This is a genomic window from Streptomyces sp. NPDC022910 (assembly GCF_055561075.1).
Genome location: NZ_JBVHHL010000009.1, coordinates 139,265 through 159,432, shown reverse-complemented (window position 1 = coordinate 159,432; position 20,168 = coordinate 139,265). Strand labels below are relative to the sequence as shown.

The window sequence follows — 20,168 nt, the reverse complement described above, 5'->3', positions numbered from 1 at the left end:
ACACCCCGGACGCCGGGGTGTGCTCCGTCAATCACGTCGGGTGTCGTCGGCGGTCCGTGAGACCCTTGAGGTATCACTGACCGCCGACGGAAAGCCTCGTAGTGACCGCAACGGACCGCTCTCTCGAGCTCATCAACACCGCCGCCCAGGCGGCCGCCGACAAGCTCGCGCACGACATCATCGCCTACGACGTCAGCGACGTGCTGTCGATCACGGACGCGTTCCTGCTGGCGTCCGCGCCCAACGACCGCCAGGTCAAGTCGATCGTCGACGAGATCGAGGATCGGCTGAACAAGGAACTCGGCGCAAAGCCGGTGCGCCGCGAGGGTGACCGCGAGGCCCGCTGGGTGCTGCTGGACTACGTCGACATCGTGGTGCACGTCCAGCACAGCGAGGAGCGGGTCTTCTACGCACTGGAGCGGCTGTGGAAGGACTGCCCCGAGCTGGAGCTGCCCGCAGACGCCAAGGCGACCCGGGGCAAGGCCGCGGAGCACGCCCGGCTGCAGGCCGCCGAGGACGCCGCCGCGCTCAACGCCGAGCTGGGTGGGGAGCTGCGGTGACGGCCCAGGGCGTCGACACCGGGAAGAAGGGCCGGGGCCGCCGCCTCATCCTGTGGCGGCACGGCCAGACGTCATGGAACGTGGAGCGCCGCTTCCAGGGCTCCACGGACGTCGAGCTGACCGAGACCGGCGTCGGCCAGGCGCGCCGCTCCGCCCGTCTGCTCGCCTCCCTCAAGCCGGACGCCATCGTCGCCTCCGACCTCAAGCGCGCCGCCGCCACTGCCGCCGAGCTGGCCGTGCTCACGGACCTCGAGGTCACCCACGACGAGGGCCTGCGCGAGACCTACGCGGGCGTCTGGCAGGGGCTGACCCACGAGGAGATCATCGCCCGGCACGGCGAGGAGTACGCCGCCTGGAAGCGCGGTGAGCCCGTCCGCCGCGGCGGCGGCGAACTGGAGACGGAGGTCGCCGAACGTGCCGCCCCCGTGGTGCTGCGGCACGCCGAGAAGCTCCCCGAGGACGGCACCCTCGTGGTGGTCAGCCACGGCGGCACGATCCGCACCACCATCGGCCGACTGCTCGGCCTCGAGTCCCGCCATTGGGAGAGCCTCGGCGGTCTCTCCAACTGCTGCTGGTCCGTGCTCGGCGAAGGTGTGCGCGGCTGGCGCCTTCTGGAGCACAACGCGGGCACGCTGCCGGAACCGGTCCTCGGTGACGACGACTGACACCTCCTCACCCGGTGCCGGGACCCGGATTTCACTTTCCGGCAGGCCGCAGGCTAAAGTTCTTCTTGTTCGCCCCGCCGAGCGGGAAGAACACGCGGGGCTATAGCTCAGTTGGTAGAGCGCCTGCATGGCATGCAGGAGGTCAGGAGTTCAATTCTCCTTAGCTCCACGGATCGACACCCTCGAGTCGTCAAAGATCGACAGAGAATCCCGTCCTCCAGGGGCGGGATTTTTCGTGTTCGGGGTGCCACACATCACATCGGCCGGCGCCCTTTCGCACGGCGGCCACAGCCGCTGCTTCCGCTCCCGGCATCAGCAACTCGCCCACCGCCGCACGCCCTACAGCCCCGCCGCACGTGAACTCGCCCTCCGTTGGGGCGCCCAGGCCGACGCCCGCCCCTTGCACACGGGCAGTGGCGCGACGTCGGCTCCGCTCAGACCCCCGGTGCCGCCGCCCTCATCGCGGCCGGACTCGACGAAGACCTTGCCGAACGGCGGCATCACGGCTTTCGGCCGTTTCGCCGACGGTGTCGGACTCTCACCAGGGCGAGTACGCAAGCGGCCAGGGCAATGGCTCCGGCGGCTGCTGCGTAGAGGGATGCGCGGGATCTGGCCTTCGCCTCGGTGAGCGTCACGGTTGCTGTGCTCGTCCGTTCCACGGGTCCGCTCCGCAGCGTCAGCTTGGCTTTCCAAGGACCGTCGGGCAGGCGTGGATCAAGGGCAACGGTGACGGTGCCCGTTCCGTGCGGGGCGAGTGTGAGACCGGAATCCATGGGGAAGGGGCCTGCGCTGGTGCCGCCGGGGCCTTCGCGAAGCTCGAGCGTCCCGTTAAGGTCCACGGCTCGCCCGCCAAGGTTGCGGACGGCTGCGGTGAGGCTGGGGCGGCCCTGTTTGTCACGCGCGCCCTTCATCTTCTCGATCTTGAAGTCTGAGAGGGACTCTCCGCCGGGCCCGATGTCCAAGTAGATCCGCAGGCCCACGCGGGTGATGCTGCCGATGTTGTGGGTGGCGTCCGCGGCCACGCTGTTCTCGGCCCATACGACGGCGTAGCGCTCTCCGGCTTGCGCGGTCCGCGCCACATTGGTCGTGATTTCGGCCTTGGCTTTCGAGTGCGGGTCCAGGATCACGAAGGAGGGTTTGACGCGGGTCCACTGAGTCAGTTCGTTCGGTGTGCGCTTCGCGGCGAAGGTGAACCCGTTGTTCTCGATGGAGGCGGCGGCCGCGTACAGGTCGATGCGGCGTGCGGCGGACGACTTGTTCGAGATCTCGATGCCGCGCTTGATCGTCGTGCCTGGCCTGAGGTGGTCGACGATGTACATCCGTGCCCGGGGGTCGACCGCCGCGCGACGGGGGCTTCGAGGAGCCGGATACCGATGGATCCCGGCCCCTTGTCCTCAGCTGTCGCTGAGGCGATGCCGGCCGGAGTAGGGAAACCCAGGGCGATCGTCGCCGCGGTCAGAGCCGCGACGACGATCAGGGTGAAGCTGCGGCGCTGGGGCGACGATTCACGCCACAGAATGGGTCACCGTCCCGGTGTAGGTGCCGGCGACCGCGTCTGCGGGGACGGCGACGTCCAGGGTGGGGTTCCAACTGACGGAGTTGTTACCGGAACCGCTCGGCTTGCTGAAGGCGGTCCGGGCGGAGGCGAGCGTTCCCGCTGTGCCCGGAGTGAACGGCCCGTTGACGGGGGAGATTGCCGATCCGGGTGTGCAGGTCGTGGCGCTGCCGGTGATGGGGCTGCCACCGGGGGTGGTGAAGGCGTCGGTCAGTGAGGCCGTGGCCACCCAGCTGGCATCGGCCAGCGAACGCTGGTCGTCCACTGTGACCTGGCCGAGCTGGCCCGTGGCGGTATTGCCCGGGCTGACCGCGCTCAGGGTGGCCGAATAGGGAACGGCAATGGTCAGGCCGTCCGTGGGGGTGACCTGGAAGGTGGTCACCACGTCTCCCTGGTCCGGGGAGGCCGCCTCGCCTAGGGGACCGCCGCCGACGGTGAGGAGGGTGGGGCCGGCCGTGTCGGTGGAGGTGTCGATCACTGACACGTTGTTGGAGCCGGTGTTCGTGATGTATGCCTTGGCGCCGTCCCCGGTGAACGCCACCCCGCTCGGGCCGGTGCCGATGTTGGTGGTGACGGTGGAGGAGACGGCGTCAGTGCTGGTGTTGATGACCGACACGCTGTCCGAGCCGTTGTTCACGACGTAGGCTTTGGCGCCGTTGGGAGCCACGGCCACCCCTCGGGGGTTGGTGCCGACGGCGATCGTCCCGGTGACACTGTCGGTCGCTGTGTTGATCACGGACACGTCGTTCGAAGTGTTGTTCGTGACGTAGGCCTTGGCGCCGTTGGGGGTCACGGCCACCGTGGAGGGATTCGTGCCGACGTTGATGGTGGTGCTGACGGTGTCGGTCGCGGTGTCGATCACCGACAGACTGTTGCCGTTGAGGTTGGCGACGTAGGCTTTGGCGCCGTCGGGGGTCACGGCCACCCCGACGGGAGTATTGCCGACAGTGATGGTGCCGGTGACGCTGTCGTTCGTGGTGTTGATCAACGAAACGGTGCCGTCGGTGGAATTGACCACATAGAGAAAGTCCGATGGGGCGGCGGCTGCAGAAGGTGCAGCGACCATGGACAGGGCCAGCGAGGCCTGCACCATCAAACCCACCACGGACCGTCGCCTGGCCGATACGGGCTTCTCCCTTCGCTGCCTGAACCATCTGGCAGGGCAAAATCCGAGCACGGAGACCTCCGCATCCACGATGAAGACGCCCGGCAAACACCGAGACGTCAAGATCATCTGCGATGACTCGAAGGTCAATTTAGGGGTATTTGTTACTGCATTACCGCGATATCAGAAATTGAACTCAGGCGTGTTGTATTCTTATTGTATGCACAATTGATCCTGATGTTCCCTGATTCCTGGAATTACCTGTGTTCTGGAAATCCGGAAAACAGGGGCGGTCCACTGACGAGCTCAAGCCACTGAATGCGTCACCACGCCTCGGTAGACGTCGGCCACCCCGGCTTCGGGCACATGGACCTTCAAGGTGGGGTTCCAGGCGACAGAGTTGCTGCCGTGACCACCGGGATGGCTGAACGCCATACGGAAGTGGGCGAGGGTCCCGGGGTGGCCGGGGACGAACGGTCCGTTGAACGCATCGATCGCCGCTCCGGGGCGGTACAGCACATGTCGTCCGGAGATCGTCTCATGGGGGCCGGGTCGACCGGCCGAGAAGTCCCGGCTCACGGTGACGGTGGCAATCCACGCGGCATCCCGCGCGGCCCGCTCGTCGGTGACGCGAACCTCACCGAGCCGACCGGAGGCAGTGCCCCCGGGTGTACATCGGACAGCATGGCCGCGCAGGGGGCGGACACGTACAGACCTCCCGACGCGACCACCTCGAACCTCACCCGGGTGTCCGCACTGTCGGCCGCGTCACCCGAGTCGGCCGGTGCGGCGCCGAGCGCGGCGATCGCCCCGGCCGCGACGATGACACCTTTCGTCAGGGACATTCCCCTGCTGTTGCTGCTTGTCATAGGCGCACGGTATATAGCAATAACTGATTATTCGCACTTTATGTCGCCAAATGGAGGAATCCGGTCCCCCGGAGTAAGACGTTGACCGCAACGCCGGGCACCTCAGGGTTTGCGACCCCCGGGTGGTGAGCCGCAGTGGCGGTCTTCGGCACACTCTTCTTGAACCGGCTTGAGTCACTTGGGGTCCCCGGGGCGTATACCTCTTCGGACGCGCTCCTCGTGTGCATGTACGCGCTGGCCGCGACGGCCACGCTGGGTGCCGTGTCCGGACTGGTACGAAGGCGTCGCTGACCGTATTGGCCCGGCCGTGGCAGAATCAAACGGCCGGAAGGGGGCGCGGCCCGACGGGAGGGAGTAGCGATGCCTGCGAGCATCCGCGGGGAGGTCCATGATCTCCTCGCAGTGGCGGTGACACGTCAGAAGGCTACCCTCCTCGACTGTCCTTCCTGCGGCTCGTCCCACGTCGCCCAGGTCCTCGGCGACAACGGTGGAATCTCCTACGTGTGCACGGCCTGCGGCCACAGCTGGAGCTGATCGATGGGTGCACACAGGCGGAAGTGCGACTGGTGTGGCAGCGGCACGCCGATCGTCCGGGACATGGAACCGGTCAACCCCGACTACCAGTACTGGTGCGAGGAATGCGCACGGGCGCTGATCATAAAGGGGGACCCGATCGAGACCTACCGGGAACTGGAGGGGGAGCCGATCTACGGCCGCCTCCTCGACGACCACTGCACGCTCAAACGCTTCTATTCGTTCGCCACGGCCTGACCCGGGGGTCGTGGACACGGACAGGGAGCCGAGGTCAGCCCCGGTATCCGTGCGGACGACCCCGTGTGCGTGCGGAACGGAAACGATTTGGTGTTCCACCCGGAGGACCGTGTAATGTTGGCGTCGCCGCCGGGGAAACCGGGCGACACGGTCAGCATGCGGCTCCGCCGCGTGGCCGCAAGGGGCTATAGCTCAGTTGGTAGAGCGCCTGCATGGCATGCAGGAGGTCAGGAGTTCAATTCTCCTTAGCTCCACAGGACTTGAAGGCGGTCCGTCCCATCGGATGGACCGCCTTCGGCGTATGCGGGAGTCGTTCCGCGCGGCGGGGGCGCGGCGGGCCACCCCGCTCGGGGTGGCCCGTGGGCAGCGTGCTCGGGGTGGCCCGTGGGCGGCGTGCTCAGCGGCCGAGGGCGCGGCGTCCGCGGCCCTGAGACAGCACCGGAAGGTTGCGTGACGGCGCGGCGGACCGGGTGTCCTCCTCGATCCGCAGCGCGAGGGCCGGGCAGCGGCGTACGGCCCGCAGTGCCTTCGCCTCCGCGTACAGCGGCACGGGCGCCTGCGCGACCGTCGGGAAGCCGTCGGCGCCGAGTTCGAAGACCTCCGGGAGGATGTCCGCGCACAGGCCGTGGCCGCGGCACAGCGTCCAGTCGACGAAGATCTTCTGCCGGCTGGCACCGGCCTCGGGCTCGGCCTGGCCGCCGCCCGGGATGCCCGTGGGCGCCCTGCCGCCCTCGAAGAGCGGCAGCACGCCCTCCACAGGTCTGCCGCAGCCGTTGCCGAGGACGTGTGCCGCCAGGTCGTCCGTGAAGGCCTTGATGGTCGATTCCAGGAACATCGCCGAGCCGTCCGGGTGCGAGCACGCACCGCGCCTCTTCACGGCCTTGGCGACCTGCTTCAGGGCCTCGAGCGCGGCGGGACCGCCGCCGTTGAGGATGTCCTCCATGCCGCGGGCCGCGGCGGGCAGGCCGAGGTAGCAGGGACCGCACTGGCCCGCGCTCTCCTCGGCCAGCCACTTGGCCACCTGCAGGGACTCGCCCAGCGGGCACGTCTCCTGGCTGATGGGCAGGATCGCGCCGGCGCCGAGCGAGCCGCCGACGGCGTCCAGGGAGTTGCGCGAGACGATCGCCTCGTTGACCGTCGCCGCGTCGATCCACTTGCCGTGGTAGCCGCCGGTCAGCACACCCTGCGGCACCGGCGGGGCACCGGCCAGCTGGAGCACGTACCGCAGCGGCACACCCGTGGGGACCTCGATCACCATGGGGCGGTTGACCGCGCCCGAGACGGTGAGCATGACGGTGCCGGGTTCGTCGTAGAGACCGGTGTTGCAGTAGCGCTCGGCTCCGATGCGCGCCGCGATCGCCAACTGGGCGAACGTCTCGGCGTTCGACAGCAGCGTGGGGGCGCCGCCGACGCCGCTCTGCGAGGCACTGGTCTTGCGGCCCGGCGGGATCGCCGGACCGCCGTCGATGGAGCGGATCAGCGACGCGGCGGCGCCGGTGACCATCCGCACCGGATTGCGCTGCACGCGCGCGCGTATGGGCGCGCCGCGCCGGTCACTGAGGCCGCGCTCGGCCAGCGCCTGCTCCATCGACCGCTCGGTGGAGGCCCGCGTCACGCCGACCACGAGCGTCCGCGCGCCGAGGGCCTCGGCGACCAGCAGAGCGCCGTCCAGGATGAGGTGCGGGGCACGGTTGATCAGCACCGTGTCCTTGCGGCAGGCCGGTTCGTCCTCGCTCCCGTTGACGACGACCACCGGCCGGATGCCGCGGCGGATCGCCGACTCGGCGACCGACCGCAGTTTCTTGTGGAAGGGGAAGCCGGCGCCGCCGCGCCCCTTCAGGGAGATCTGTTCGGCCAGCTGTGCGAGCTGTTCGCCGCCCATCGGCTCGAGCGGGCCGTGCACCTTCAGGTGCATCGGCAGGTCGAGTCTCTCGACAAGGTCGAAGCCCGACGTGAGCTGCGGAAGTCCGACCACGCGGACTTCTGGGACGTCGGGCAGGGCCTCGTTCACTTAAAGCCTCCGGAAGGCGCGTTCCAGGGTTCGCCGGTACCCGGCGTGTCGTAGGCGCCGGGCAGCGTTTCAGTGGCGGGACCGCTGTTGTACGTGTTGTTCGGGTTGTACGGGCCGTAGGGGCTGTTCGTCTCACTCGTGTCGTACATCTCACCCCCGCCGTACCCGTCGTATCCGGAATTTCCGTAGGCCGGGATGGTGTATCCGGTGTCCTGAAGCGGGTCGTACGCGGATGGCGGCGCCTCGCCGACCGGCGGCGGGGAGGGGATCGGCCAGCTGCCCGAGGTGCTGCCGGAGCCGTCGACCCGCGGCATCGCCTCCGTGGCCTGCATGTCGAGCGGCAGGTCCATGCGCTGGGTCGCGTCGGGTGTCATCGGGCCCTGTGCGCGAGGGGCGGCCGACATGGCACGGTAGGCGGCCGCGAAGCCGTTGCCGGTCTCCGGGGTCATGGTGCGGGCCGGAGGGGCGTCGTAGAGGGGCGCGGTGGGCTGTGAGGGGATCAGGCCCCCGTCGGCCGCGCCGCGGCCTGCCGGGCGCGCTCCGAAGCCCGCCATGGCGGCCGCGGCCTCCGCGTTGCGTGCGCGGCTGGCGTCCAGTTCGTCGCGCCCCGGCCTGTCGCCGGTTCCGACGATCGCGAAGATCCGGTCGGCCACCTTCCGCTTGAACGGGCGCGGTGCCGCGCGCAGGGCCAGCGCCGCCATGACCCCGAGCAGGCAGAGCTCGTACGACACCATGAAGAACGGTTTCGCCGCCCGTCCCGCGTACAGGCCGTGGATCAGTGCGGCGCACCAGGACGGGTAGGCCAGCATGTGCATCGCCCGCCAGCGCGCCGCGACCGGCGCCGGAGAGGCGAAGTTGCTGCGCAGTGCTCCGGTGACTCCCACGAAGATCATGAGCAGGCCCGCCAGGGAGCCCAGGCCGATGAGTCCGGCCGAGCCGCTGACGCCGAGGCTGAAGGGGATCAGCGCGGCGATCAGCACGGTGTGGTCGAGTGCCAGCTTGACCGTGACGTGCACCAGGAGGAACGCGATCGAGGCGACCGCGGTCGTCCGGTGCACGGCCTGCGCCACGATCCGCTGGCGGATGTTGAGGAAGATCCGGTCCTGGGCGACGAGCCCCCAGATCACGGAGCAGCTGAGGGAGACGAGCGAGAGGACGCCCGCTCCGAAGTTGAGGAAGTCCCGGACTGCGTTCCCGCCGGCGAGCACGATGACGGGTATGAGCAGCAGTACCACAGCCGACACCATGCCGTAGGCCGAGCGGCCCGGCTTGGGGAGCGAGCTGTTACTACGTGGAGGGTTCATGGGGGCAACTCCGAACAGTTTCGGGAAGGCGGTCCCGCTGCCGCACTCTAAGGGGCTCCAAACCGAGCAGTACGAGGTTTGAGTTATTGCGTTGTTATCAAAGGGCAACGGGATGGTAGCGATGTCCGAATAGCTACTGTTACGCGAAGTAACAATTGAACGTTGTTCAGCTTTTCTGGGCCTTCACCACTCGCCCGTCGGTGTCTGAGTACGGTTCCGTCCCGTGTTGGGTTCACTCCGGACCGCTCCCGGGTGTGCCGCCGGAAGCCCGTCGCGGTGCCCTCGGGCGCTGCGGTACCCTGACGCCATGCGTGCCGTACGCCTTCTGCTTAGCGGGCCGCGCTGATCAGTCCCGACCACCGGGTGCATCGCGTGGTCGGAATCGGCGCGGCGTCCCCTCCTGTGCGAGGGGCTTTTTCATTTCCGCCGGCAGAGACGATCGATGGAGCTTTGAGGATCATGAGCGAGACGAACCCCGCTGCCGCCGCCGTGTCGGCGGAGGCAGCGCCGCACCGCTACACGGCCGCCATGGCGGCCGAGATCGAGGCACGCTGGCAGGACTTCTGGGACGCCGAGGGCACGTACGAGGCGCCGAACCCCAAGGGCGACCTGGCCGGCGACCCCGCGCTGGTCTCCAGGCCCAAGAAGTTCATCATGGACATGTTCCCGTACCCCTCCGGTGCGGGCCTGCACGTCGGTCACCCTCTGGGCTACATCGCTACCGATGTATTCGCGCGGTTCCAGCGCATGACCGGCCACAACGTCCTGCACACGCTGGGCTTCGACGCCTTCGGCCTGCCCGCCGAGCAGTACGCCGTGCAGACCGGCACGCACCCGCGCGTGTCCACCGAGGCCAACATGGAGAACATGAAGTCCCAGCTGCGCCGACTGGGCCTGGGCCACGACAAGCGCAGGTCGTTCGCCACGATCGACCCGGACTACTACAGGTGGACCCAGTGGATCTTCCTGCAGATCTTCAACTCCTGGTACGACGAGGAGGCGCGCAAGGCCCGCCCGATCGCGGAGCTGATCGCCCAGTTCGAGTCCGGTGAGCGCGGGGTCCCGGGAACCACGTGCGCGTGGAACGAGCTGAGCACTGCGGAGCGCGCCGACGTCCTGGGCGAGTTCCGCCTGGCCTACGCCTCCGACGCACCGGTCAACTGGTGTCCCGGCCTGGGTACCGTCCTGGCGAACGAGGAGGTCACCGCCGACGGCCGCTCCGAGCGCGGAAACTTCCCCGTCTTCAAGGCGAAGCTGCGCCAGTGGAACATGCGCATCACCGCGTACGCCGACCGGCTGCTGGAGGATCTGGAGGAGCTGGACTGGCCTGAGGCCATCAAGCTGCAGCAGCGCAACTGGATCGGTCGTTCCGAGGGCGCTCGCGTCGACTTCCCGATCGACGGCGAAGCGATCACGATCTTCACCACGCGCCAGGACACCCTGTTCGGCGCCACCTACATGGTGCTGGCGCCCGAGCACCCGCTGGTCGAGAAGTTCACCCCCGAGTCCTGGCCCGAGGGCACCCACGAGGTGTGGACCGGCTCTCACGCCACGCCCGCCGAGGCGGTCGCCGCCTACCGCGCGCAGGCCGCCTCGAAGTCCGACGTCGAGCGGCAGGCCGAGGCCAAGGACAAGACCGGCGTCTTCACGGGCGCGTACGCCACCAACCCCGTCAACGGCGAGAAGATCCCGGTCTTTATCGCCGACTACGTCCTGATGGGCTACGGCACGGGCGCGATCATGGCGGTCCCGGCGCACGACAGCCGGGACTTCGCCTTCGCACGGGCCTTCGAGCTGCCGATCCGCTGTGTGGTCGAGCCGACCGACGGCCGCGGCACCGACCCGTCGACGTGGGACGACGCCTTCGTCACGTACGACGCGAAGATCGTCAACTCCTCCAGTGAGGCCGTTTCGCTGGACGGCCTGAACGTCGTCGAGGCGAAGGCGCGCATCACCGAGTGGCTGGCGCGCAAGGGCATCGGAGAGGGCACCGTCAACTTCCGGCTGCGTGACTGGCTGTTCAGCCGTCAGCGCTATTGGGGCGAGCCCTTCCCGATCGTCTACGACGAGGACGGCGTCGCCCACGCGCTGCCGGAGTCGATGCTGCCGCTGGAGCTGCCGGAGGTCGAGGACTACTCGCCGCGCACCTTCGATCCGGACGACGCCGACACCCAGCCCGAGACCCCGCTGTCGCGCAACGAGGAGTGGGTCCACGTCACCCTGGACCTGGGCGACGGGCCGAAGAAGTACCGCCGCGAGACCAACACGATGCCGAACTGGGCCGGTTCGTGCTGGTACGAGCTGCGCTACCTGGACCCGCACAACGACCAGAAGCTGGTCGACCCGGACGTCGAGCACTACTGGATGGGCCCCCGCGAGGGCATGCCGCACGGCGGCGTCGACCTGTACGTCGGCGGCGCCGAGCACGCCGTACTGCACCTGCTGTACGCGCGGTTCTGGTCGAAGGTCCTGTACGACCTGGGACACGTCTCCTCGGCGGAGCCGTTCCACAAGCTGTTCAACCAGGGCATGATCCAGGCCTACGTCTACCGCGACAGCCGTGGTATCGCGGTGCCGGCCGCCGAGGTGGAGGAGCGCGACGGCGCGTACTACTACCAGGGCGAGAAGGTCAGCCGCCTGCTGGGCAAGATGGGCAAGTCCCTGAAGAACGCGGTCACCCCGGACGAGATCTGCGCCGAGTACGGGGCGGACACACTGCGCCTGTACGAGATGGCGATGGGTCCGCTGGACGTGTCGCGGCCCTGGGACACGCGCGCGGTGGTGGGCCAGTTCCGCCTGCTGCAGCGGCTGTGGCGCAACGTGGTCGACGAGGCGACCGGTGAGGTCACCGTCGTCGATGCCGAGCCCGACGAGGACACGCTGCGCGCCCTGCACAAGGCGATCGACGGCGTGCGCCAGGACCTGGAGGGCCTGCGGTTCAACACCGCCATCGCCAAGATCACCGAGCTGAACAACCACCTGACCAAGGCGGGGCGGGCGGTGCCGCGCTCGGTCGCCGAGGCCCTGGTGCTGCTGATCGCGCCGCTGGCCCCGCACGTCGCCGAGGAACTGTGGCGCCGGCTGGGCCACACGGACTCGGTCGTGCACCAGGACTTCCCGGTCGCCGACCCGGCGTACGTCGTGGACGAGACCGTGACCTGCGTGGTCCAGATCAAGGGCAAGGTCAAGGCGCGCCTGGAGGTTCCCCCCTCCATCTCCGAGGACGAGTTGGAGCAGGTGGCGCTGGCCGACGAGAAGGTGGTCGCCGCGCTGGGCGGTGCCGGGATCCGCAAGGTGATCGTGCGCGCGCCGAAGCTGGTGAACATCGTCACGGCGTAGCGGGCGCAGCCCCCGTTCGGCTCGACCGGCGGAGGCGTCTCCCGAGGCGTTCTGGCCGCCCGGACCACGGTCCGGCCGACCGGTTTCCCGCAATGTCGGGGTAGTCCCCTACGGGCAGGTTCGGGGTTCTTCCGGAACCCCGGGCCTGCCCTCTGCGTTTACGGTGAAGGAGGCACAGCAGCCGCCGTCGCCGGCCGGAGGAGGAGCGTCGTGGAAGCCGTGTTGACCGTCATCGTGCTCCTGTTCGTGCTGTGCGTCGTGCTCGGGGCGTATGCCACGGTGAAGGCGATCGGCGCGGCCAAACGCGGCGTGGACCGCACGATCGCGCAGGCCCGCCGCACGGTCGAGGACACCACTCTGCGTGCCAAGACCCTTGCCCAGGTGGGCCCGGCGGGCGAGGTCGCCGGGCTCCGTCTGACCCTGCGCACGTCGCTGCGCGCCACGCAGGACGCGCTGCACGCGGGTGTCGCCGAGGACGAATCCCTGAAGGAGTCGCTGGGCCTCTTCAACCGCCTCAGCGTGCACGGGCAGGAACTGGACGCCGAGCTCAAGCGCCTGGAGACCGAGCCGGACCGGCGCGCGCTCGCCGCCCGGCTGCCGGAACTGCGCGAGCGCACCGAGCGGATCACGCACTCGGCGGACTCGCTGCGGTGGGCGGCACACGACAGGGCACGCCGGTTCGCGGACGACGACCTGGACGCGCTGAGCGCGCAGATCGACGTGGAGACCGGTGCGCTGCGCCACTGGACCAAGGAGCAGCCCACACCGCCGGCTCCGACGTGGCCTCAGGCACCGGTTCCCGAGGCGGCGGCCGCCGATGGCCAGACCTGGCCGGAGACTCCCGAGTCCCGTGCGTCGCGGGAGCGGAGCCGGCCCGCCATCGAGCCGCGGGGACAGCGGGCCGCCCATCCCTGGCAGAAGAAGCCCCGCCCCGAGAGCACCCCATGATCTTGCCAAGCTGAGCCCGGGTCGGAGGGGCCGGGCTGCCGCCCGTGCGTTCCGGCGGGTAACCTCCAGCTCATGTCCCGCCATGTCGCGATCGTCACCGATTCAACGGCCTACCTGCCGCCGCGGACGATGGAGCGCCACGGGATCATCGCGGTGCCGCTGACCGTGGTCCTGGGCGGCCAGGCGCTCGAAGAGGGCACCGAGATCTCGGCCCGTTCCCTGGCCCAGGCCCTGCAGAAGCGACGGCCCGTCACCACGTCCCGGCCCAGCCTCGAACTCTTCGCCAAGACCTACCGCAAGGTCGCCGAGTCCGGGGCCACCGACATCGTCTCACTGCACCTGTCCTCCGAGTTCTCGGGCACGTACGACGCCGCGGTGCTCGCCGGGCGCGAGGCCCCCGTGCCGGTGCGCGTGGTCGACACCGGGATGGTGGCGATGGCCCTCGGATTCTGCGCGGTGGCCGCGGCGGAGGCCGCGGAGGCCGGCGGCACGGTCGACGAAGCGGTCACTGCGGCGGAGAAGCGGGCCGCGGGCACCTCCGCGTACTTCTACGTCGACACGCTCGACTATCTGCGGCGTGGCGGCCGGATCGGGGCCGCCCAGGCGCTGCTGGGTTCCGCGCTCGCGGTGAAGCCGCTGCTCCAGCTGGACGACGGCCGTATCGAGTTGCGGGAGAAGGTACGGACGGCGTCCAAGGCGATCGCCCGCCTCGAGGAGATCGTGGCCGAGCGCGCGGGCAACGCGCAGGTCGACATCGCGGTCCACCATCTCGCGGCTCCCGAACGGGCGTCGGCGCTCGCGGACCGCCTGCGCGAACGGGTGCCGGGGCTGGCCGAGCTGCATGTGAGCGAGGTCGGCGCGGTGATCGGAGCACACACGGGGCCCGGGCTGCTGGGGGCTGTGGTCTCGCCGCGGTGACGCGCGTGGGTGACCGATTTATCCACAACCGGGTAGTAATCCCCGGGAATTGACCGAGATCATCGCGAGGTCGGCGGCTTGCCCGATCCTCGGCGCATGGCACTTCGATCACGTCCACGCACAGCGACTCCCACGAGCGGTCCGGGGCGCAGCCCTGGCTCCGACGGCCGCGCTCACCACCGCCTTCGGCACTCGCGCGGGCACACCCGCCGGCACCGGCACACCCCGGCCGCCGACGCACTCCGCCTGCGCGTCGAGGCGCTCTTCGCAGAAGAGGCGAAGGGGCGGCAGGAGTTGGGAAACGGGCCGCCACCCACGGACCGGGACCCGGGGCTGCCCCGGGCGAGTACGACGGCGGTCAGCGGCATCGGCCATCTGCTCGCTCCGGCCGCCGCGGAGCCGCTCCCGGCGGACCGGTCCCCAGCGGCTGCCCCGTCCTTCGCGGTCGGTGACGCCGATGCCCTCGCGTACGGAGCGGCGGGCGGCACGTGGCGGGAGCGGGTCGGTCCCGCCGTGCGCGAGCGGATGCCGCTGTGGTTGCAGTCGAGATGCGGGCTGGAGCGCAAGAGCGTGGCCGCGCTGAGCGTGCTGCTCGTCGTGGCGGCGGTCATCGCCGCGCAGTATTTCTGGTCAGGCCGGACGCAGCAGGTGCGGGCACCGGAGGTGGTGCGGGCGGCCGTGCCCTACGGGGAACCGGGCGCGCAGCGCTCCAACCGGGCCGCTCAGCCGGGCACTTCGGCCGGGCCGGGGCCTACGGGCGGGGCCGTGACAGGCACGGGCGCGGCGGTGGTCGTGGACGTCAGCGGCAAGGTGCGCACGCCCGGGCTGCAGAGACTCCCGGCCGGATCCCGGGTCGCGGACGCCCTGCGGGCGGCGGGCGGAGTGCGCCCAGGCACGAACACCGACGGCCTCAATCACGCCCGCCTTCTGGTGGACGGCGAGCAGATCGTGGTCGGCGCTCCCGCACCCGTGTCGGGCGCGGGAGCGGTGGGCCCGGCCACTGGCGGATCCGCAGCCGGCGCTGCGGCCCCTGCCACCCCGGTCTCCCTCAGCACGGCGACCGCGGAGCAGCTCGACGCGCTGCCGGGGGTGGGCCCCGTCCTGGCCCGGCACATCGTGGACTACCGCTCCCAACACGGCGGATTCCGCTCCGTCGACGAACTCCGCGATGTCAACGGCATCGGCGAGCGACGCTTCGCCGACCTGCGGAATCTCGTACGACCATGAGCCCGCCGAAGGACCGTGGCGCGCTCGGGCCAAAGACACCACCGCAGTACACCCGGGCGGATACCTCGCGGCCCAAGGGAACGAGCCGAACCGGCCTTGACAGCGCGGCTGCGCGGGCCTGCTCGGACCGTCCGGCCATGCGGATCACGATCAGCGGTCGTCTCGGCGCACCACGCGCCCCCGGTCCCTCCGCCGTGCGCGTCGTGAGGCTTAGCCGGCTGGGAGATCCGCATCCCCGGCAGGAGGGACCGGCGGACCTGCGGCTGGTGGCGCCCGCGCTGGCGGCCTGGGCGGCTGCTGCCTGGGCTCTTGACGCTCCGACCGCGTGGGTCACCGGTGTGGTGGTCGGCTCCCTGCTGGCGGCCGGCGGGCTGCTGGCGGCGCGGAGGGCGGGGGCGCGGGGCGAGGACCGTGGTCGGGCGTGGGGCGCGTGGTCGAAGGTGTCCGTCGCCGCCGTGCTGCTCTGCATCGCGGCCGCGGCGCTTTCCGCCGGGCTCCATGGCGCGGACCTGCGGCGGGGGCCCGTTCCCGCCCTTGCGCGACAGTACGCCGCGGTGACCGCGGAGATCGAGGTCGCGTCCGATCCACGGCTCACCCGGCCCAGGATCAAGGGCGATCATGCGACACCGACCGCCTTGCTGCTCGACGGGGAGGTACGGCGTCTGACGAAGGCGGACGGAACCGTGGTGGTGACCCGGGCGCCGGTGCTGGTGATCGTCGACACGAACACGCACGCGCCGGTGACCGGCCCGAAAGGTGCCGCGGAGGGGACCGTGCGGTCGCCCTGGTCGACCTTGCTGCCCTCTACGCGGGTGCGGGTGACCGCGCGGCTGGCGCCCCCGCTGACCGGCGGCGATCGCATCGCCGCCGTGCTGCGGGTACGGGGCGAGGGAGCACCCGACGTGGTCGGTGAGCCGTCCGCGGCGCAGCGGTGGGCGGGGCGGTTGCGCGCCGGGCTGCGGGAGGCGACCGACGGGCTCGGTCCGGACGCGCGGGCGCTGCTGCCGGGGCTGGTCGTCGGGGACACCTCCCGGGTCACGCCCGAGATGGACGACGCGTTCAAGGAGACGGACCTCGCGCATCTGCTGGCCGTCAGCGGAGGCAACTTCACGATCCTGTTGGCGCTGTTCGTCGGCCCGGTCGGTCTGGCACAGCGTGCCGAGCGCCGAGGGCTCGCGCCCCGGCTCGGCATTCCCTTGCGGGGGACGGCGCTCCTCGGCGGTGCGCTCACACTCGGGTTCGTCGTCGTGTGCCGACCGGATCCGAGTGTGCTGCGAGCCGCGGCCTGCGGAGCGATCGCGCTGCTCGCCCTGGCGACCGGCCGCCGCAGATCCCTGATCCCGGCGCTCGCCACGGCGGTCCTGCTGCTGGTGCTCTATGACCCGTGGCTCGCCCGGGGCTACGGCTTCCTGCTCTCCGTACTGGCCACCGGCGCGCTGCTCACCGTCGCCCCGCGCTGGAGCGCGGCGTTGCGCGGGCGCGGAGTGCCGCCTCGTCTGGCCGAGGCACTGGCCGCCGCAGCCGCGGCGCAGGCGCTGTGCGCGCCGGTCGTCGCGGTGCTGTCGGCGCGGGTCAGCCTGGTCGCGGTGCCGTGCAATCTGCTCGCGGAGTTCGCCGTGGCGCCGGCCACCGTGCTGGGGTTCGCCGCGCTGGCCGCCGCGCCCGTGGCGATGCCGGTCGCCGAGTGGCTGGCGTGGTGCGCCGGTTGGCCGTCCGGATGGATCGCCGGCATCGCGCGCACCGGGGCGTCGCTTCCGGGCGGCGGCGTGGACTGGCCGGGCAGCTGGGCGGGGGCGCTGCTGCTGGCGGCCGTGACGGTGGTCGTCGTGCTCATCGGCCGACGGCTGCTGGGACACCCCTGGCTGACCGGGGTCAGCGCCGTGGTCCTGCTGCTCGTGGTGGTGCAGCCGCCGCCTCTGACCCGCGTGATCACGGGGTGGCCGCCGCCGGGCTGGCGGTTCGCGATGTGCGATGTGGGTCAGGGGGACGCGACCGTGCTCGCGGCGGGCGAGGGCACGGCGGTGGTCGTGGACGCCGGTCCCGACCCGGCGCTGGTCGACCGGTGTCTGACCGTGCTCGGCATCTCCCGCATCCCGCTCCTGGTGCTCACCCACTTCCACGCCGACCATGTCGCCGGACTGCCGGGGGTACTGCGCGGGCGCTCGGTGGGGGCGATCGAGACGACCGGGTTCGAAGAGCCGTCGGAGCAAGCAGCGGTCGTACACGCTCAGGCGGCCGCCCGGCACATCCCGGTGACGCGCGCCCTTGCCGGGGAGCGTCGCCGTGCCGGAGCGCTCGACTGGCAGGTGCTGTGGCCGCCGCCGGACCCGGCCCCGTCCCCGGACGGTCCGAACGACGCGAGCGTCGCCCTGTTCGTACGTTCGGCGGGGTTGACCCTGTTACTGCTCGGAGACCTCGAACCCTCTGCTCAGCAGGCGCTGTTGAGGTCACCGGGTGGCGCCGGGCTGGGCCCTGTGGACGTCCTCAAAGTCGCTCACCACGGGTCGGCGTACCAGGATCCGGAGCTGATACGGAGGGTGGCGCCGCGGCTCGCACTGATTTCGTGCGGGAAGGACAACCCGTACGGTCACCCGGCTCCCCGTACGGTCGCGGCGCTGCGGGGCGAGGGTGCGCTGGTGTTGCGTACGGACGAGGACGGGGCGATCGCCGTCATCGGTGCGGGCGAGGGTCTGGCGGTGGCGAGAGACTGAGGTCATGAATGCCGCACAGGTTGACGCCTGTCTGCGCCGGATCGGGGTGGAGCATCCCGCGTGGCCCACCGTCGATGTACTGCGCGAGCTGCATCTTCGGCATCTGCAGACCGTGCCGTTCGAGAACCTGTCGATCCACTGCGGCGGGGCAGCCTCGTTCGTTGAGGCGGACTTCGCCGTAGGGCTGGAGATGTATCCGGAACAGCCGGGTGAGGGCCCGCTTGTCCTCGTCAAGGTGAGGACGGTCGCCCAGCCGAGCTCGGCGAGCATGTCCTGGATCACCAGCGTGTTGACGAAGACAAGTGCCGTCTGCAGCAGGTGGAGCGCCGGCCTTTGCGCGGTGTTCACCAGCTGATGCCGGCCGCCACCGGAAGGTGGTCGCTGCCGGTGGCCGGCAGCATCCACGAGCTCTCCGGCTGCACGCCGCGGACCAGGATCTGGTCGATCCGCGCCACCGGGAACTTCGCCGGCCAGGTGAAGCCGAAGCCGTCCCCGGCCGCCTCCTGGACCGAGTCCATCTGTGAGGCGAGGCCGTCGAACGCGCGGTCGTCCATGGTGCCGTTCAGGTCGCCGAGCAGCACCACCCGCTCGTTCCGCTCGGCGGCGATGGCCTTGCCGAGTGCCTGCGCGCCGCGGTCCCGCGAGTCCGTCCAAAAGCCTCCCCTGGGCATCACCCGTACGGACCCCAGGTGGGCCACGTACACCGCCAGCGGACCCTGGTCCGTGGCCACCGTGGTGCGCAGCGCCCGGTTGTAGGCCATCTTGACGTCGGTCGGCTTGGTGTCCGCGAGCGGCCCGTAGTCCGTCTCGATGTCGACCGGTTGGGTGTCCGACAGCGGCAGCTTGCTCCACAGCCCGACTGTGCCCTGCACCGTGTGGTACGGGTACGCCTTCGCCAGCCCCTTCTCGTACGTGCCCCGGGCCTGCGGGGTCAGCTCCTCCAGTGCCAGCACGTCCGCGTCGGAGGCGGCCAGGTCGCGGGCGGTGCCGGCCGGGTCGGGGTTGTCGGCGCCCACGTTGTGGCTGGCCACGGTGAGGTCGCTGCCAGGGTGGGACTTGTCGCTGAGCAGCCCGCCGAACAGGTTCAGCCACACCATGACAGGCAGCAGCAGCGCGGCCACCGCGGAGGCGGAGCGGCGCCACAGCGCCGCGACCAGCAGCACCGGGATGAAAAGCCCGAACCACGGCAGGAGGGTCTCCACCAGGCTGCCGAGGTTGCCGATCCGCCGGTTCGGGATCTCCGCGTGCAGCAGCATGAACAGGCCCAGCAGCAGCGCCAGCGCCGCGAGCACCAGGCCGCGCTTCCAGGGCCCCGGCCGGCAGCCGATACGGATCGCCCGGCGTATGCCCGCACGCCAGGTCCCGGCGCCGGTATCCCGGCGGATGCTCGCGCGCCGGGCAACGGAGCCGGCATCCCGGCGGCCGGCGTCGCCCTGGTCGGTTTCCGCCGTGTCCATCTGCGCCATCGTCTGTCCTCGCTCACTGCCGGTCACTGCTGCATCCTCGGGTCCTGGGTGGGGTCTTCATACATGCGCGGGCAACCATGATCGATTGCGCTGGTGCGCAGTTCGTAGTGCCAGGGTTCGTTCTTGTAGATCTGGCACAGCCCGTACGCGGCGCCATGCTCGGACAGCCACGCCGTCGCATCGGAGTGCCCGATGTCGACCGCGTCCCCCGACACGTGAGGAGACGTCTCCGCGGTGGCCACCCAACGGGCGGCCTCGTCTTCGGACCCGTATGTGGAGACCGCCTTGCGAAGAAGCTGCTCTTGGTACTCCGGGGAACGCCAGCCGCTGGTGACGTAGAAGTCGACTCCGTCGTCCGCAGCATCCGTTGCCGCCTGGCGCAGGGCCTTGAGCAGCTCTGGATCGAGGTTGGCCACAGCCGGAAGCTCGTCATCGAAGACCGTCACGCCGTCGGGGACGACACCGCCGGCCTCGCCGAGCGCACCGCGGTGCTCACCGCGATTCGTACGCGAGGGTGTGGCCGAGGGGGAAGGCGATGCCGCCGTGGGGGACGGTGGTGCGGCCGAGCGGGACGGTGATGCGGTCGCCGAGGACGAGGACTTCGGCACCTGGTAGCCGAGGGCTGCGGCGACCGCTGCTATGACGACTATCAGGCCGACGACGAGGAGCCGGCGATTCCGGCGGCTCGTTGTTCGTGCTGATGGTGGGGTGTTACTCAT

General features: G+C 70.3%; 18 protein-coding genes, 2 tRNA genes and 2 pseudogenes. 14 read left to right on the top strand and 8 right to left on the bottom strand.

What is annotated here, in order from left to right; genetic code table 11:
• Positions 1 to 101 precede the first annotated feature (101 nt).
• From rsfS to ACZ3TS_RS11965, 3 genes are all read left to right on the top strand, one after another.
• Positions 102 to 560 carry a ribosome silencing factor gene (gene rsfS / locus ACZ3TS_RS11975; RefSeq protein WP_467616419.1) on the top strand — a complete coding sequence of 153 codons (459 nt, stop codon included), beginning with the start codon at positions 102 to 104 and terminating at the stop codon, positions 558 to 560.
• Positions 557 to 1,225, top strand: coding sequence for a histidine phosphatase family protein (locus ACZ3TS_RS11970; RefSeq protein ID WP_467616417.1), 669 nt, complete (start codon positions 557 to 559; stop codon positions 1,223 to 1,225). The genes rsfS and ACZ3TS_RS11970 overlap by 4 nt, the downstream gene beginning before the upstream one ends.
• 96 nt (positions 1,226 to 1,321) lie before the next feature.
• Positions 1,322 to 1,394, top strand: a tRNA-Ala gene (locus tag ACZ3TS_RS11965).
• A gap of 331 nt (positions 1,395 to 1,725) precedes the next feature.
• Here ACZ3TS_RS11965 and ACZ3TS_RS11960 read toward each other — a convergent pair.
• Both ACZ3TS_RS11960 and ACZ3TS_RS11955 read right to left on the bottom strand, forming a co-directional pair.
• Positions 1,726 to 2,544 carry a peptidase gene (locus ACZ3TS_RS11960; protein ID WP_467616415.1) on the bottom strand — a complete coding sequence of 273 codons (819 nt, stop codon included), beginning with the start codon at positions 2,542 to 2,544 and terminating at the stop codon, positions 1,726 to 1,728.
• Positions 2,545 to 2,730: 186 nt separating this feature from the next.
• A complete protein-coding gene (locus ACZ3TS_RS11955) occupies positions 2,731 to 3,846 on the bottom strand; it encodes a YncE family protein (protein WP_467616539.1) in 1,116 nt (371 codons plus the stop codon).
• Between ACZ3TS_RS11955 and ACZ3TS_RS11950 the strand changes: the two genes are divergently transcribed.
• Positions 3,845 to 4,117: a hypothetical protein gene (locus tag ACZ3TS_RS11950; RefSeq protein ID WP_467616541.1), complete on the top strand. Its 273-nt coding sequence runs from the start codon at positions 3,845 to 3,847 to the stop codon at positions 4,115 to 4,117. The genes ACZ3TS_RS11955 and ACZ3TS_RS11950 overlap by 2 nt on opposite strands.
• A 74-nt stretch (positions 4,118 to 4,191) precedes the next feature.
• On the opposite strand, the gene ACZ3TS_RS11945 is transcribed toward ACZ3TS_RS11950, so the two are convergent.
• Positions 4,192 to 4,464, bottom strand: a complete 273-nt coding sequence (locus tag ACZ3TS_RS11945; protein WP_467616414.1) for a hypothetical protein — start codon at positions 4,462 to 4,464, stop codon at positions 4,192 to 4,194.
• On the bottom strand, positions 4,461 to 4,754 hold the full coding sequence (locus ACZ3TS_RS11940) for a hypothetical protein (protein WP_467616412.1): 294 nt from the start codon (positions 4,752 to 4,754) through the stop codon (positions 4,461 to 4,463). The genes ACZ3TS_RS11945 and ACZ3TS_RS11940 overlap by 4 nt, the downstream gene beginning before the upstream one ends.
• Positions 4,755 to 4,889: 135 nt before the next feature.
• On the opposite strand from ACZ3TS_RS11940, the pseudogene ACZ3TS_RS11935 reads away from it, so the two are divergent.
• The 4 genes and pseudogenes from ACZ3TS_RS11935 to ACZ3TS_RS11920 form a co-directional block, all read left to right on the top strand.
• Positions 4,890 to 5,045 (top strand): annotated as a pseudogene (locus tag ACZ3TS_RS11935) (MFS transporter); the annotation flags it as partial.
• 69 nt (positions 5,046 to 5,114) lie between these two features.
• A complete protein-coding gene (locus ACZ3TS_RS11930; RefSeq protein WP_467616411.1) occupies positions 5,115 to 5,288 on the top strand; it encodes a hypothetical protein in 174 nt (57 codons plus the stop codon).
• Positions 5,289 to 5,291: 3 nt separating this feature from the next.
• Entirely contained in the window at positions 5,292 to 5,525 is a 234-nt protein-coding gene (locus ACZ3TS_RS11925; RefSeq protein WP_059131550.1) for a hypothetical protein, read from the top strand.
• A 181-nt stretch (positions 5,526 to 5,706) separates the two neighbouring features.
• A tRNA-Ala gene (locus tag ACZ3TS_RS11920) sits at positions 5,707 to 5,779 on the top strand.
• Between the two features lie 143 nt (positions 5,780 to 5,922).
• Here ACZ3TS_RS11920 and ACZ3TS_RS11915 read toward each other — a convergent pair.
• Together ACZ3TS_RS11915 and ACZ3TS_RS11910 are read right to left on the bottom strand one after the other, a co-directional pair.
• The gene (locus tag ACZ3TS_RS11915; protein WP_467616409.1) at positions 5,923 to 7,536 is read right to left on the bottom strand and encodes an NADH-ubiquinone oxidoreductase-F iron-sulfur binding region domain-containing protein; all 1,614 of its coding nucleotides are present in this window, start codon (positions 7,534 to 7,536) and stop codon (positions 5,923 to 5,925) included.
• On the bottom strand, positions 7,533 to 8,840 hold the full coding sequence (locus ACZ3TS_RS11910; RefSeq protein WP_467616407.1) for a cytochrome b/b6 domain-containing protein: 1,308 nt from the start codon (positions 8,838 to 8,840) through the stop codon (positions 7,533 to 7,535). The genes ACZ3TS_RS11915 and ACZ3TS_RS11910 overlap by 4 nt, the downstream gene beginning before the upstream one ends.
• A 459-nt stretch (positions 8,841 to 9,299) precedes the next feature.
• Between ACZ3TS_RS11910 and leuS the strand changes: the two genes are divergently transcribed.
• From leuS to ACZ3TS_RS11880, 6 genes and pseudogenes are all read left to right on the top strand, one after another.
• Positions 9,300 to 12,179 (top strand): leucine--tRNA ligase, encoded by a 2,880-nt coding sequence (gene leuS / locus ACZ3TS_RS11905; RefSeq protein ID WP_467616405.1) that lies wholly within the window; start codon positions 9,300 to 9,302, stop codon positions 12,177 to 12,179.
• A gap of 210 nt (positions 12,180 to 12,389) precedes the next feature.
• Entirely contained in the window at positions 12,390 to 13,127 is a 738-nt protein-coding gene (locus tag ACZ3TS_RS11900; RefSeq protein WP_467616403.1) for a hypothetical protein, read from the top strand.
• A 72-nt stretch (positions 13,128 to 13,199) separates the two neighbouring features.
• Positions 13,200 to 14,045 (top strand): DegV family protein, encoded by an 846-nt coding sequence (locus ACZ3TS_RS11895; RefSeq protein ID WP_467616401.1) that lies wholly within the window; start codon positions 13,200 to 13,202, stop codon positions 14,043 to 14,045.
• 96 nt (positions 14,046 to 14,141) lie between these two features.
• Positions 14,142 to 15,272: a ComEA family DNA-binding protein gene (locus ACZ3TS_RS11890; RefSeq protein ID WP_467616399.1), complete on the top strand. Its 1,131-nt coding sequence runs from the start codon at positions 14,142 to 14,144 to the stop codon at positions 15,270 to 15,272.
• A gap of 137 nt (positions 15,273 to 15,409) precedes the next feature.
• Complete coding sequence (locus tag ACZ3TS_RS11885) at positions 15,410 to 17,983, top strand: ComEC/Rec2 family competence protein (protein WP_467616397.1); 2,574 nt, start codon at positions 15,410 to 15,412, stop codon at positions 17,981 to 17,983.
• Between the two features lie 4 nt (positions 17,984 to 17,987).
• Positions 17,988 to 18,155 (top strand): annotated as a pseudogene (locus ACZ3TS_RS11880) (arylamine N-acetyltransferase); the annotation flags it as partial.
• Between the two features lie 172 nt (positions 18,156 to 18,327).
• On the opposite strand, the gene ACZ3TS_RS11875 reads toward ACZ3TS_RS11880, so the two are convergent.
• Together ACZ3TS_RS11875 and ACZ3TS_RS11870 are read right to left on the bottom strand one after the other, a co-directional pair.
• The gene (locus ACZ3TS_RS11875; RefSeq protein ID WP_467616396.1) at positions 18,328 to 19,449 is read right to left on the bottom strand and encodes an endonuclease/exonuclease/phosphatase family protein; all 1,122 of its coding nucleotides are present in this window, start codon (positions 19,447 to 19,449) and stop codon (positions 18,328 to 18,330) included.
• A 23-nt stretch (positions 19,450 to 19,472) separates the two neighbouring features.
• The gene (locus ACZ3TS_RS11870) at positions 19,473 to 20,168 is read right to left on the bottom strand and encodes a M15 family metallopeptidase (RefSeq protein ID WP_467616394.1); all 696 of its coding nucleotides are present in this window, start codon (positions 20,166 to 20,168) and stop codon (positions 19,473 to 19,475) included.

What these genes read in the sequence shown, in the direction of transcription:
- ACZ3TS_RS11960 (WP_467616415.1), bottom strand. Translation starts at nt 2,544, where the DNA reads ATGTACATCGTCGACCACCTCAGGCCAGGCACGACGATCAAGCGCGGC.
- ACZ3TS_RS11950 (WP_467616541.1), top strand. Translation starts at nt 3,845, where the DNA reads ATGGACAGGGCCAGCGAGGCCTGCACCATCAAACCCACCACGGACCGT.
- ACZ3TS_RS11955 (WP_467616539.1), bottom strand. Translation starts at nt 3,846, where the DNA reads ATGGTCGCTGCACCTTCTGCAGCCGCCGCCCCATCGGACTTTCTCTAT.
- ACZ3TS_RS11940 (WP_467616412.1), bottom strand. Translation starts at nt 4,754, where the DNA reads ATGACAAGCAGCAACAGCAGGGGAATGTCCCTGACGAAAGGTGTCATC.
- ACZ3TS_RS11930 (WP_467616411.1), top strand. Translation starts at nt 5,115, where the DNA reads ATGCCTGCGAGCATCCGCGGGGAGGTCCATGATCTCCTCGCAGTGGCG.
- ACZ3TS_RS11925 (WP_059131550.1), top strand. Translation starts at nt 5,292, where the DNA reads ATGGGTGCACACAGGCGGAAGTGCGACTGGTGTGGCAGCGGCACGCCG.
- ACZ3TS_RS11910 (WP_467616407.1), bottom strand. Translation starts at nt 8,840, where the DNA reads ATGAACCCTCCACGTAGTAACAGCTCGCTCCCCAAGCCGGGCCGCTCG.
- leuS (WP_467616405.1), top strand. Translation starts at nt 9,300, where the DNA reads ATGAGCGAGACGAACCCCGCTGCCGCCGCCGTGTCGGCGGAGGCAGCG.
- ACZ3TS_RS11895 (WP_467616401.1), top strand. Translation starts at nt 13,200, where the DNA reads ATGTCCCGCCATGTCGCGATCGTCACCGATTCAACGGCCTACCTGCCG.
- ACZ3TS_RS11890 (WP_467616399.1), top strand. Translation starts at nt 14,142, where the DNA reads ATGGCACTTCGATCACGTCCACGCACAGCGACTCCCACGAGCGGTCCG.
- ACZ3TS_RS11885 (WP_467616397.1), top strand. Translation starts at nt 15,410, where the DNA reads ATGCGGATCACGATCAGCGGTCGTCTCGGCGCACCACGCGCCCCCGGT.
- ACZ3TS_RS11875 (WP_467616396.1), bottom strand. Translation starts at nt 19,449, where the DNA reads ATGGCGCAGATGGACACGGCGGAAACCGACCAGGGCGACGCCGGCCGC.
- ACZ3TS_RS11870 (WP_467616394.1), bottom strand. Translation starts at nt 20,168, where the DNA reads ATGAGTAACACCCCACCATCAGCACGAACAACGAGCCGCCGGAATCGC.